Below are 12,207 nucleotides of genomic sequence, written 5' to 3' on the forward strand. Positions count from 1 at the left end.
GCCCAGCGCGCGCCGGCGAAGTTCGTCTTCGACGACGACCTGCGCCGCGGCATGGCGGTGCAGTCGCTGGTGTCGGCCGGCTGCATCATCTCGGGCGCCACGGTGCGCCGCTCGCTGTTGTCGACGAACGTGCGCGTGCACTCCTTCGGGCTGGTGGAGGATTCGGTGATCCTGCCGGATGCCGGCCTCAATCGCCACTGCGTCCTTAGGAAGGTGATCGTCGACAAGGGCTGCAACGTCCCCGCCGGACTGGTCGTCGGCGAGGACCCGGAAATCGACGCCCGCCGCTTCCACCGCACCGAAAACGGTGTCACCCTGATCACCGCCAGCATGCTGGAACGGCTGTAGGCGTTTCGCGCCCGCGCCATTGCAACCTAGGGGCTGTCCGCCATGAACCTGTTCGACCTCACCGGCAAGGTGGCCATCGTCACCGGCGGCAACAGCGGCATCGGGCTCGGCATCGCCAAGGGCCTGGCCGGGGCTGGCGCCGCCGTCGCCATCGCGGCGCGCGACCGCCGGCGTACCGAAGGGGCGGTCGAAGAAATCCGCGCCGCCGGCGGCCAGGCAACGGCCGTCATCGCGGATGCCACAGAAGCCAAGGACATCGACCGCATGGTCGCCGAAACGGTGGCGCTCCACGGCCGGCTCGACATCCTGGTCAACAACGTCGGCGGCATCGTGCGCAAGTCGCCGCAGGATCTCAGCATCGAGGAATGGCACTGGACCATCGACGTCTGCCTGACCAGCGCCTTCCTGGCCGCCAAGGCCGCCTACCCCGAATTCAAGAAGGCGGGTGGCGGCAAGATCCTCAACAACGGCTCGATGGCGTCGCTCTTCGGCACCTCGTTCACCGCCGCCTACGGCGCCGCCAAGGGCGGCATGGTGCAGTTGACCAAAGCGCTGGCCGTGGCCTGGGCCAAGGACAACATCCAGGTCAACGCCTACCTGCCGGGCTGGATCGAAACCCGCCAGACCGCCAACCTGCCCGAGCAGTTCCCCGGCCTGGCCGAAAAGATCGCCCAGCGCTGCCCGATGGGCCACTGGGGCAAGGGAGAAGACTTCGCCGGCATCGGCGTCTTCCTGGCCAGCCGGGCGTCGGACTATATCACCGGCGCCGCCATCCCGGTCGACGGCGGCTATTCGGTGGCCGGCTGAGGGTGCCGCGGGAAAGCGCGGTCACTCCACGTGGATGTAATAGACCGCCCACACCCATTTCGAATCGTCCTGGGTCTGGAGTTCCGGATAGTCGTCCCGCGGGAAGACCACCCAGGCGGGGCCGCGATCGCCGATGCCCAGGAACCGGCCGTCCCGCTTGATCGCCAGAACGATGGGATATTTGCGTACGTCCTCCATCGGGATATCGACCGCATAGCCATCGAGCGCCTGGACGCGGACGGCGCTTCCCGTCGCCCCCGCCTTGGCCAGGACGTCGCCCAGCAGCGGCCCCTCGAAGACGAAGCCTTTCGGCCAGTCGGGATAGCGGACCTCGAGGCGTTTCAGGCCAATGGCCTGCAAATCGGCGATATCGAAGGCCGCCGCCTTGTCGAAGGCGATCTGGCCGGTCGTGAAAAAGCCGTCGTCGAAGGGATCGACCGGCCCCCGGTTGGCGTGGGTGACGGCGCCCGCCACCGTAAGCACGACGGGCCCGTCCGCCGCCTGGGCGCGCATCGGCGCGGCGCCGATGGTGGCGACAAGACAGACGATGGCGGAAATGATGCGGAAGTTCGACGTCATGGCCCCCCCTTGCCGGCCCCCCGGCGATCCAGACAACGCGCACGGCGTGTATATGGGGATGGCGCCGGTGGATAAAAGCCGGGGCCCGGCCTGAAAAACGTGGATGGAAAGCGACGGCTCCTACGGCCGGTTCCGGTTCGGGCGGGCGAGGCGCAACACCAGGGCCAGCGCCGTCTCGGCCGACAGGTCGGGCCGCGCCGCGCGCAAGGCGCCGACCGCCGCCTCGACCTGTCCCTCGTGGCACAGGCCCTGAAGGGCGGCCATCTCCAGCGCATCCTGCACGCACCGTTCGAGAGCGGCGGTTTCCACCGCCTCGTTCCGCCCGTCGTCCCTCATGGCAGCCCAGCACGCCAAGTGAAAGCGATTCTTTCCATCCCGTCCCCACCATCGGCAACGCGACAGGCATCCCAGCGCCGGGCCGATGAGGAGGAAATGGCCCGCCGCCCGACGTTTTCAACGGCACAGGGACGTCCGGCAGGGAACGAACGGCGTTCGTCAGACCCGCTTGATCGACTTGATGGGGCCGCGCGGGATGCCCGAACGCTCGGCGATTTCGCGGTCCTGGGCCTCGATGATGGCGCGCGCCGGGGCGTCGCCGTCGAGCCCGCCCAACTCCGAGTTGGGTACCCGGCGGTTGGAACTCAGCGAACCGTCCTGATAGACCACGTTGAACAGAACGAATTCGGCCTTCGCCGTTGGTTTCTTGCGGGCCATGGCAGATCTCCGTGGGCGGCCGGCGGCAAAAGAGGGTGGCGGGACCGGAAGGTCGCCACCGGGACGGATCGCCGGCCTTGTTCGAAAAAAAAGCGCCCGCCTGTCCGTGGGAGGCAGGCGAGGCGCTTTCTAGCAGACGGCGGGCGGGTCGCGCAAGCATGGCCGGCTTGACGGCCCGCCGCCTGCAGACGGGAAGTTCAGGCCGTCCCGATGTCGAGGGCGACGAAACGCTTCTGGCCGCCGTGATTGACCATCATGAGTACCGAGGAACGCTTCTCGGCCCGCGCCGCCTTCAAGGTAGCGGCCACGTCTTCGGGCGTATCCACCGTCGACGGACCGACCTTCTCGATGATGTCGCCGGGGTTGATGCCGGCCGACGCCGCCGGGCTGTCGCCGCGCACGCCGGTGACCAGCACGCCCTTGATGTCCTCGGGAATGCCCAGCCGCTGGCGGACCGGCGGCTCGATGGCGGTCAGGGTCATGCCGAGCGTCGGCTCGGCGGCCGCGGGGCCGTCGTCGGCCGCCGCCACGGTTTGTTCGGCCGGCATCGGCGCCACGGTCACGGCGAAGGTCTTCTCCTTGCCGTCCCGCCAGACGACGAAACGGGCGTCCGTTCCCTTCGGCTTGGCGGCGACGAGGCGCGGCAGTTCCCGCATGTCGTTGATCGGATCGCCCGCGACCTTGAGGATGACGTCGCCGGACTTGAGGCCGGCCTTGGCGGCTGGGCTGTCGGGGGAAACGACGACCACCAGGGCGCCCTTCGCCGCGTCGAGGCCGAGGCCCTTGGCGATCTCGGGCGTCACCGCCTGGACCTGCACGCCGATCCAGCCGCGTTCGACCTTGCCGTGCTGGCGCAACTGCTCGATCACCGACCTGGCGAGGTTGGAGGGAATGGCGAAGCCGATGCCGACGCTGCCGCCGTTGGGGGAATAGATGGCCGAATTGATGCCGACCACCTGGCCTTCCATGTTGAAGGTCGGGCCGCCCGAATTGCCCCGGTTGATGGGGGCGTCGATCTGGATGAAGTTGTCGTAGGGGCCGGCGTGAAGGTCGCGGCCGCGGGCCGACACGATGCCGGCGGTGACGGTGCCGCCCAGGCCGAACGGATTGCCCACCGCCATGACCCAGTCGCCGGTGGCGGCGGTGTCCGAATCGCCCCACGGGACATAGGGCAACGGCGCATCGGCCTTGACCTTGAGGAGGGCCAAGTCGGTCTTGGGGTCGACGCCGACCGGTTCGGCCTTCAACTGGCGCTGGTCGGGCAGCGTGACCGCCACTTCCGAGGCCCCGTCGACGACATGGTTGTTGGTGACGATGTAGCCGTCCGGCGAAATGATGAACCCGGAACCCAGGGCGTGCCGCTCGGGCTGGCCGGGCTGGCCGAACTGCTGTCCCGGCGGCATGAAACGCTTGAAGAATTCCTCGAACGGCGAGCCGGGCGGCAGGTCCGGGAAGGGCGAAGCGCCTTCCCCGTCCATCATGGCGGGAACGCCGCCCTTGATGGTGGTCGCGATGTTGACCACCGCCGGCGTCACCTGTTGGGCCAGTGTGCGAAAGCTCATCGGCGCCAGGGCGTCGCGTCCGACCAGGCCGGCGGCCGGCGCGCTCTTCGCGCCCAGATCGTTGGGCGGGGCGGCCATGGCCGGCGCAGACCGACCGGCGACGTAGGCGGTGGTGGCGGTGCCGCCGATGACGGCGGCGAGGGCGGCGACGGTGGCCGCCTTTTTCCAAAGCGGGCGGACGACGGTCCGCCGGGTGGAATCGGTGTGCATGGTCTCTCTCCCCTGAAAGCACGAAGGTCCAACGAAGGAACGCGATGACGCAGGCGAACGCGCCGTCATCATTGGGGAGAACTATGGCCGAAGGCGCCTAACCGGGGCGTTGCCGGCGCATGAAACATTGTTAATGCGCGAAGGGAACGGGCCGATCATGAAAAAGGCCCCGCCGAGGGTCTCGGCGAGGCCTTGAACTGGTAGCGGAGGAGGGATTCGAACCCCCGACACAAGGATTATGATGCCTTGGATTGCGTGAGGTTTTCTGCCTTTTTGCGGATGAATATTTGCAATTTTACTGCATACCGGATCACGCCTTGACCTCATCGAACCCGGCTTCTTCGGTCCAAAACCGCTCAAGCTCGGTGTCGTGCTGCTTGCGCCGGGCGACGCGCCGGCGCTCGAACAGATGCCCGTAGAGGTTCATGGTGATCTGGATCGATTCGTGCCCGAGCTCTTCTTTCACTTCCTTCGGATCACGACCCATCGCGATCAGAACGGACGCGCGGAAGTGCCGCATCGCGTGTCGGCCGATGCGGCGGACGCCGGCTATTTGTATGAGTACGCGCCAGCAGTCCCTCGAGAAATTTGCTTGTGATTGCGGCTTGCCTGTCCTCGATCCGAAGACAAGTTTCGGATTGCCGCGCTGCATCCGCTTCAGCAATCGCAGCATATCTGCAAGCTTCTGCGAGATCGCGAGAACGCGGTATGACGTTTCGGATTTCGGTGCTCCGATCTCCGATTCTTGTGCTGCCTGGGCGACTTCTATGATGCGCCGGTCCAGGTCGACACGCTCCCACGGCAGGCCCAAAAGTTCGCCGATTCTGATGCCGGTCTCATAGAGCATATAGACAGCCGGCCGGTATTTCCGCCAGGCTGTCCGCATCTGCCGGCGCTGCCCGCGGCCAAAATTTCCAAGGTTCGGGAAGTCTGCTTTCGTCGCTTTCCGCAGCTTGTCAGCTGCCGCGAGCATCGCTCGGACTTCATGTGGCTGCGGGACATCAACGCGCTTCTTCGTCCGGCCTTCATGATGAATGATCTTCATCCTAGCAGTGCGATCTTCATACAAACCCTGGCTGTCGCAATAGGCGAGCATCGATCGTAAAGACGAGAACGCACGCTTCGCCATGCCTCGGCTCTTGCCGTTTTCCTCGCACCAACTGATCAGCTTCTCGCGATATTGACCGACAGCTTTGCGGTCGAGATCGATCAGTTTTTTGGATCCGGCCGTCGGCAGGATGTAGTTGTTGATGTGATTTTTGTATGGCCCGAGCGTCGATTTGCCTACAGGCTCGCGACCTTCAATGCCGGTCGTCTGGACAGCCTTCAGCCACAGTTCGCACCCCTGCCGCACAGTGATCTTCAACGCGTCGGCGTTCGGCTTGTCCTTCGCGCCGTTCTCCAAAAACTCGCGCGCAGCGTCCTTCGCGGCCGTCTTGCTCTGGTACTTCGACCAAGCAAAGCTCTTCGTCGTTCGCTTGCCGTCGCTGTCTTCGAACCAGACGACGAACGATCCGCTGACACCGCCCTTCGCGCGTTTCGACGGCCAAGTCTTCGGCTCAATCCAAGGCTTCACTTCTTCTCCTCGTCGTCTTTCGCAGCTTCAGCGCGCCGCTTTTCATCGCGATATTGCTGCCGCCAGATCGCTTCGATAAGCGGTTGGCCGCATATCCAGTGCCGCCGCGGGCTCGCGAGCAGGCGCCGATCGCTTTCTATCGTCTCTGGGTCATCTGGATCTGGCGGTTCAAGCGGTCCGCGTTTCATGCTCCCATCTCCTCTCTCAAAGAGTCAGGACCCGTTCCCATTCCGGCCAGATTCGATCCAACGTCGCGCGCGCAATGTCTCCGTTTTCGGGCATCTGAACGGGCTCCGTCAGCGTATCGTCTTCCAGCGCCGGCACGCCGATCAGCGGCGCTCCGGAGGCATTGTACCGCCCGCGGTCGGCGTAAAAAAGCGCGCAAATGATCAGCAGCAGTAGATACGGATGGCCCTGCTTCTCGATCTCATCCGCCATCCTATCGACGGCGTTCTTCTGCGCCGGCGTCAACTCCGCCATGAACAAAGCGATATGAAAATCCCGAGAATGAACTGCCATAAGAAAACCCCCAGGGCGATTGTCCCTGGGGGTAATATGTACACCGATTTTTCGTTTACGCAACTTTTTTCTTCTGGACAGCCGGCGACGGACGGCCGTTCCCGCGGCTCTCTCGGATCTCGATTGCGGCCGCCTGCGCTTCAACAGCGGCTTCGACACGTGCCTCTTTCTGACAGCGCGCGATATCTTTCCAGACGTCTTCCGGCATCCATTCCGGCCTGCGGTCCGCGATTTTTTCGGCGCCGGCGAGCAGGCGTTTGATTACGCCGGTAGCTTGCTGGACCCAGCTTTTCATCGTGCGAACGATTTCAGAAAGCCGGCTGACCTCTCGCTCCGCGGTGTCGGCGCGTTCAGTTTCCCCGGCCAGGCGGCGGCGCAGGAAGTCTTCACGCTGCTCGAGCCGGATACGCTTCTCCCGCTCATCTCGTTCCCGGATTTCGAGATTGCGGGCCAGCGTAAGCAGGGCCTCGTTGTCGCGTGCTGCCGGGTTCGCCGCGATCGCCTGGTCGAGTTGGACGCGGAGAGCGTCGCGTTCGGAGACGATGTTCGCCACTTTTTGGCCCATCGCCTGCTTCGCTTTCCACTCCGCACGGGTCAAACGCTCACGCTTCGGGCCGTCGCGTGTGAGCCCGAATTGCGTGGAGACCTGATCAAAATATTCGTCCTGCACCTGCCGCATCGCGTCGCGATACGCGGCTTCCATCTTGCCGCGCTTCGGCTCTTCGCCCTTCGCTGCTGCCTCTTCGCGTGCTCGCTCGCGCGCGGCGATGCCGGGATGAAGGTCAGCGATGCTGTAGCCTTTTGTCGCGGGATCGAACGTTGCCGTCGTTCCGTAATGTACGTGAAAAAATTCTTCGTCGGAGTGGCGCAAGACGTATTTGAGGTTCGATCCCCAGCGAGCGACCAGGTGCTCGACGGTCGCTTTTTCCCACCGCAGATACTCGGCAAAGCCGTCGGCATCGATGTCAGCGCGACGCACGGGCCAGCTGGCGACGCCGGAGATCAGCAGCTGCGCATCCTTGCGCAGGCCTCGATCGTATCTCCCTTGATCCTTCGCGATTGCGGCACAGCGCTTGATTTCGTCGACGGTACACTCCGGATTTTCGCCATAAACAAGCACAGGCGGTTCCGGTTTTTCAACGTGATCGCACGCGCCTTTCTTGCGCGTCAGCTCGGCAACGATCTCATCGATCGTCCACCGCGGCGCGTTCTTTTTGCCGTTCTTCGACTTTGCGGCGACGTTTCTTTTGTTGAGTGCGTAGGTCTCAAAATGGAAAAACTGATACATTGGACGACCCTCCTATAGATAAAATATATAAAGATTTTTCTGAATTTCTCGGGTATTCTTTGCCTGTCTACCCTTCTCATGAGCGGGCTCTTGGCGGGTTGTTTTAGGGGCCTAAAGATAATCTATAGACCGACTAGGCATATCTATCCCTTCCGGGATAACGATATGCGTCGGCCCGCCGGGGCAGGCGTGCTCGCGCACGCAGTTACAGACAATTTGCAAATTGTCTGTAAAACGGTTTTCGTTGTGCGCCGAAAACCAAAATGCTATGCTTGGGAGATGAGCGAGGAGAAAAGAAAGCGCGGCCGGCCAACGGTGTTGGACCGGCCGATGAGCCAGCCCGAGCGGCACAGGCGCTGGCTTCAGCGCCTGGCTGAGGACGGACTTTGCCGGAAATCAGTCGTGATTCCGGTCGAATTCACCGCGCTCGTCGATGAATTCGCAGATGCGCTTTGCGACCCGCGGACGCGGGATATCGCATTGAATGCAATGCGGATGGCGGCTGGTGCCGCGGCGCAAATTCGCGCCGCGGAGAAGCAGGCTGCTAAGCAAGAAGCCTGACGAGATCGCCGTACGTGACGGCGAGCATCAGCAGAATCAGCATTGCGATCCCTGCCCGCGTGAGCCAGTTCGCTACTGATTCTGGGAGACGCCGCCCTGCAACCCGCTCGCCAATCGCAATCAATGCCTGGCCGCCGTCTAGCAGAGGAAGCGGCAGGAGATTGAACAAGCCGACGACGAAGGAGACCAGCGCGATCATCAGAATCGCGTTGCCGGCGCCGAGAGAGACTGCATCGCCGGCGACCTTCGCAAGCATGACGGGACCGCCGAGATCTGTGATTCCGGTGCCTGCGACTGCCTGGCTGATCGATGAAAAGAATGAGGTGGCGATGGTTCCGAGAACGCTGCCGGACATACGGAGCGCGGCTGGCAGATGATGCCCGTACGCGATCGCGAGCCCGGCGATCGCCGCGAAACCGGCTACGATATTGACTGCCGGCCCGGCGAGGAATACGGCCGCACGCTTCCACCAAGCCGCTGCATAGAGCGCTTCGTTGTCGACGTCGACCAGGCCGCCGACGGGCAGCGCCCTCATCTGATACCGCGTGCCGCCGATCTGCCTGCCGATGATTTCCGGCCCGAGACCGAGCGCGAATTTCTTGACGGGAATCCCGCACAGCCTGGCCGCGACGAGGTGCCCGGCTTCATGGATTCCGACGACGGCAAGGGCGGTGAGGACGAAGCCGAGGAGATAGATCATTGCGCGCGCTCCGGCTGGACGAGATCAGCGATGCTGCGAAGCTTCCCGATCGCACTGAGCAGGCTTTCGCGCAAAGCGAGGATATATTCTGCGACATCGAGTTCCGTTGCCGCAGCAGATGCCGGGGCAACAGGAACCGCCGGCGGCGAAAGAAGGACTGCCGGCACCTCCTGCTTCTCGACGCGAACCTCAACTACTGGCGGGCTTGGAGCCTGCCACGGCGCCGTCGTGCAGCCGATCGAGCAGGCGCTTAAGAACAGGACCAACCACGCGATTTTCAGTTTTTGCAACATCGGAAAGTTCCTTGCGAAGCGAATTGTTTTCGGCCTGGCGTGCATCAGTTGCGGCCTGGAGCTTATCGATCGCGGCCAGCGTCCGTTCGTGATCGGCCTTCATTTTTGCGAATGCGTCGGCGTTTTTCTTGGCGGCGGCTGCATAGATCTCAGCCTGGCGGCCGGCCGCATCGCGCTGCAAAACAGCGTTCTCGCGCTCAACGGATAGGTCGGAAATATGGTGATGCTGAAACCAAATATATCCGCCGGCGCCGAGGATCAGCGCGGCTGGGATCGCCCATTTCATGATCTTCAGAACGGAGCCTCCGCCGAAAAAACTCAGTGCGGTGCTACCGATCGACAACGCCCAGGTCGCGGCCTTGGTGCGCATGAGCCAGCTTCCGATGGTCACAAAAACACTCATGATGGTAGCTCCGTTTCGCAAAGTTTCCGCTCGGCTGCGCGGCGATTGGCCAGGCCCTGCACAACCTTACCGCCGGCTTTGTTCCAGGCTGGAAAACCGCGGCAGGCCTCGGCCCAGCGACCCGCGCGGAAGTTTTTAGCGATTGTCGATTTGCGGAAAGCGCCCGTGCCGATGTTGTAGGCAAGGCTCACCGAGGCGGCGATCTGGTAGGGGTGCCCTTCGAGTTGCGGCACGCATTTCAGCACCGGGCCGGCATGGGCGATCAGCTCGGTTTCGAGGCTCTCAATGCATTCAGCCTCGCTGTATCGCTGGCCGATCACCGCATCCGTGGTGTCGCCCATGCACTTCGTCGGAATGCCGCCGACGTCGGCATAGCCGACATATTCGGTGCCTTCGAACGCTGGTACGATCGTGCAGAGGATGCCTGCCGCAGCAGCGCCGACGATGCGAATGAGGACGGCTTTTGACATGATTTTTAGTGTCCGTACGTGGCGCGGAGGTAGTCCAACGAGATCCATTGGTGATCGTAATTTCCCGCCTGGACGCAGCGCTTCACGACGAGACCGCGCCAATAAAGCGAGTTCGCCGGGCCCGCGAAATCTGCATGAAAATCGAAGAAGCATCCGACGATCAGACCGAGAAGGCGCCTGTTATCGGCTGTCACTGTTTCGGCAAAATCGCGAAGGTGAGAGTGTCCGACGGTTGATGAAGTGAGCCCCTTAAGGATCAGGCTGCGGGCGTGGTTGACGCCGCCGACGGGCTTTCCCATCACGCCGGAAATCAGGAAATGCGCGTAGGCGATTCCGTCGATAATTGCCGGGATGCGGAATTCATGGAACTTCCAACCGAGCTTTTCGATCTCGAGATCATCGATTGAGATGACGCCATCTAGCTCGGGGATAAGGCTCGATACCCTGCGGATTCTATCTTCGTGATTGCCTTCGCAGCTGTGGAGTTCGGGAAGGATGAGGGGTTTTTCGCCGGCGGCGATCAGCCGGGAGTTCTCTGTATCGAACGGGAGAAGGATGCGCCGGCGTGCGTCGATTGCCGCGGCGACGTCGAGCTTATAGCGCCTGCCTTCGAACGATTTCTTGCCGCCGGCGCCGCCGACGCTGCGGGCGCCGTCATAGATGGAGAGAGACGGAATGTCGGCCATGTCGCCGATGTCGACAACGACATCAGGCTTCAGATCGAGCAGAAAACGGCCAAGCCAATCAAAACGATCGTTCGGAAAATCCGGGTGCGCGTGACTGTCAGGGATCACCAAATGCGTTCGGCCGGCGTGTGATGCCGGCCGTGAAAGTTCCCGATCGATGCGATGGATTTCGGCGATTCCGCCCGTGCTGATCCCCGGCGCCGCAAGTTGGCGGGTCGGCTTGCCAAGCTTCCATCCCGTGCGGGAGAGGCGATCCCGCATAGAACTTCGCGAGATCCCTGCGGCGCGGGCGGCGGCGGCAATACTCCCGTGCAATGAAACCAGTTGAAGCGCTTCCTGTCCAAGATCGGTCACTGTCCGATCCCCCGTTTCTTGTTGCTTCTATATATGAAATATATAAAGATCGCCGCAGAATGCTTGTTATTTCTTTCGACCGACGAGTTTTTGCACAGACTCTGTTTCCCAGATCCTGATACAAGCCCAGATGAATGACGCGGTCGCTGCCATGCTTGGCATCCATCCCATGAGCGTCCCGATCATTGTGCTGATCGCGGCATAGTCGAAAATCTTCTGCCAGGTTTCGGAGAGCATGTTTCTGAGTGTTTCGAGCATGGTCGTTTTCCAAGAAAAAGGGCCGCTTTCAGGGCGGCCCAGGATTGCGGTTGATGGTGGGATAGTGCGTCCGTGTTTTGAAAACCGCACCAGCGGTCAAAAAACAGGGCTAATTTTGTTTCACCATTCGACGATTTGGAGTAATGTTGCGCCGGGGAATGGATCTATCCGGAAACGCCACACGCCATCAATTTCGTCTCTGAAGTAGATCGCGTTTCCTCCAAGTTGTGGAGTAATCATCCGTCCCGATACGCTTGTGTCGAGGATCGGGCCAGCATTGCGCACGGGTCCATACGCTGTCTCAGAATCTGGCCGGTGATATTCTGTCCACGTCATCCCTGTGTCGCTTGTGTAGTAAATTTTCTTTTCTACGTTATCGATGCCAACCCACCGCGAGAATTTTGAATCCCATGCCATCTGCATCTGATGAGCGCGCGGCGCGCGGGCGGAGATTGTAGCACCATAATTTTCGGCGTAGATGACAGTGCCGCCGCTGTGACCGTGCATCAACGCATTGCCGGCGCCGTCACAAGCGATTCTCGGTGTGACGAATCCGGTTGCCTGAGGCGCAGACCAGCCTGTGAGATTCGTCGAGAAAGTGACATTGCCGTCCGCGTCCGCTGCTACGAAGAACGTCCCGTCGCGGTCACAAGCGACAGTGCAGACGTCACCCATCCCGGCTACGGAGATACGTGTCCAGTTCACGCCGTCAATTGACGTCATCATCAATCCGGCGTCGCCTCCGGCCAGGAACTTCCCGCCGCCACCGCAGATCGAACGGAACGCATTCTTGAAAGCAAGCTGTCAATCGGCGCCGAAAAGTAGGCCAGGATCGGCGCCGAAAAGTAGGCCACACCGGGGGTTGTGTTTGGCCTGTTG

General features: G+C 62.2%; 16 protein-coding genes and 1 pseudogene. 3 read left to right on the forward strand and 14 right to left on the reverse strand.

The window, feature by feature from the left end; genetic code table 11:
• Together glgC and ODR01_RS24910 are read left to right on the forward strand one after the other, a co-directional pair.
• Positions 1-348, forward strand: a pseudogene (glgC, locus tag ODR01_RS24905) (glucose-1-phosphate adenylyltransferase); the annotation flags it as partial.
• Positions 349-390: 42 nt separating this feature from the next.
• Complete coding sequence (locus tag ODR01_RS24910) at positions 391-1,155, forward strand: SDR family NAD(P)-dependent oxidoreductase (RefSeq protein ID WP_316980424.1); 765 nt, start codon at positions 391-393, stop codon at positions 1,153-1,155.
• Between the two features lie 21 nt (positions 1,156-1,176).
• Here the strand turns inward: ODR01_RS24910 and ODR01_RS24915 are convergent, their stop codons facing one another.
• From ODR01_RS24915 to ODR01_RS24950, 8 genes are all read right to left on the reverse strand, one after another.
• Positions 1,177-1,734 (reverse strand): hypothetical protein, encoded by a 558-nt coding sequence (locus ODR01_RS24915; protein WP_316980425.1) that lies wholly within the window; start codon positions 1,732-1,734, stop codon positions 1,177-1,179.
• 120 nt (positions 1,735-1,854) lie between these two features.
• The gene (locus tag ODR01_RS24920; protein ID WP_316980426.1) at positions 1,855-2,043 is read right to left on the reverse strand and encodes a hypothetical protein; all 189 of its coding nucleotides are present in this window, start codon (positions 2,041-2,043) and stop codon (positions 1,855-1,857) included.
• A gap of 186 nt (positions 2,044-2,229) precedes the next feature.
• Positions 2,230-2,448, reverse strand: a complete 219-nt coding sequence (locus ODR01_RS24925; protein ID WP_316980427.1) for a hypothetical protein — start codon at positions 2,446-2,448, stop codon at positions 2,230-2,232.
• A 197-nt stretch (positions 2,449-2,645) separates the two neighbouring features.
• Positions 2,646-4,220, reverse strand: coding sequence for a DegQ family serine endoprotease (locus tag ODR01_RS24930; RefSeq protein WP_316980428.1), 1,575 nt, complete (start codon positions 4,218-4,220; stop codon positions 2,646-2,648).
• A 310-nt stretch (positions 4,221-4,530) separates the two neighbouring features.
• Positions 4,531-5,796, reverse strand: a complete 1,266-nt coding sequence (locus tag ODR01_RS24935; RefSeq protein ID WP_316980429.1) for a tyrosine-type recombinase/integrase — start codon at positions 5,794-5,796, stop codon at positions 4,531-4,533.
• Positions 5,793-5,984, reverse strand: a complete 192-nt coding sequence (locus ODR01_RS24940; protein WP_316980430.1) for a hypothetical protein — start codon at positions 5,982-5,984, stop codon at positions 5,793-5,795. The genes ODR01_RS24935 and ODR01_RS24940 overlap by 4 nt, the downstream gene beginning before the upstream one ends.
• A 16-nt stretch (positions 5,985-6,000) precedes the next feature.
• Positions 6,001-6,378, reverse strand: a complete 378-nt coding sequence (locus tag ODR01_RS24945; RefSeq protein ID WP_316980431.1) for a hypothetical protein — start codon at positions 6,376-6,378, stop codon at positions 6,001-6,003.
• A complete protein-coding gene (locus ODR01_RS24950; protein ID WP_316980432.1) occupies positions 6,371-7,603 on the reverse strand; it encodes a hypothetical protein in 1,233 nt (410 codons plus the stop codon). The genes ODR01_RS24945 and ODR01_RS24950 overlap by 8 nt, the downstream gene beginning before the upstream one ends.
• 165 nt (positions 7,604-7,768) lie before the next feature.
• Between ODR01_RS24950 and ODR01_RS24955 the strand changes: the two genes are divergently transcribed.
• Complete coding sequence (locus ODR01_RS24955; RefSeq protein ID WP_316980433.1) at positions 7,769-8,164, forward strand: hypothetical protein; 396 nt, start codon at positions 7,769-7,771, stop codon at positions 8,162-8,164.
• On the opposite strand, the gene ODR01_RS24960 is transcribed toward ODR01_RS24955, so the two are convergent.
• The 6 genes from ODR01_RS24960 to ODR01_RS24985 form a co-directional block, all read right to left on the reverse strand.
• Positions 8,148-8,864 (reverse strand): site-2 protease family protein, encoded by a 717-nt coding sequence (locus ODR01_RS24960; protein ID WP_316980434.1) that lies wholly within the window; start codon positions 8,862-8,864, stop codon positions 8,148-8,150. The genes ODR01_RS24955 and ODR01_RS24960 overlap by 17 nt on opposite strands.
• 189 nt (positions 8,865-9,053) lie before the next feature.
• Positions 9,054-9,560, reverse strand: a complete 507-nt coding sequence (locus tag ODR01_RS24965) for a hypothetical protein (protein ID WP_316980435.1) — start codon at positions 9,558-9,560, stop codon at positions 9,054-9,056.
• Positions 9,557-10,030, reverse strand: coding sequence for a lysozyme (locus tag ODR01_RS24970; RefSeq protein WP_316980436.1), 474 nt, complete (start codon positions 10,028-10,030; stop codon positions 9,557-9,559). The genes ODR01_RS24965 and ODR01_RS24970 overlap by 4 nt, the downstream gene beginning before the upstream one ends.
• A gap of 5 nt (positions 10,031-10,035) precedes the next feature.
• The gene (locus ODR01_RS24975) at positions 10,036-11,070 is read right to left on the reverse strand and encodes a hypothetical protein (RefSeq protein WP_316980437.1); all 1,035 of its coding nucleotides are present in this window, start codon (positions 11,068-11,070) and stop codon (positions 10,036-10,038) included.
• Positions 11,071-11,136: 66 nt separating this feature from the next.
• Entirely contained in the window at positions 11,137-11,328 is a 192-nt protein-coding gene (locus ODR01_RS24980; RefSeq protein ID WP_316980438.1) for a hypothetical protein, read from the reverse strand.
• A gap of 120 nt (positions 11,329-11,448) precedes the next feature.
• Complete coding sequence (locus ODR01_RS24985; RefSeq protein WP_316980439.1) at positions 11,449-12,054, reverse strand: hypothetical protein; 606 nt, start codon at positions 12,052-12,054, stop codon at positions 11,449-11,451.
• Positions 12,055-12,207: the final 153 nt, after the last annotated feature.

Source organism: Shumkonia mesophila (genome assembly GCF_026163695.1).
Lineage (GTDB): Bacteria > Pseudomonadota > Alphaproteobacteria > Rhodospirillales > Shumkoniaceae > Shumkonia > Shumkonia mesophila.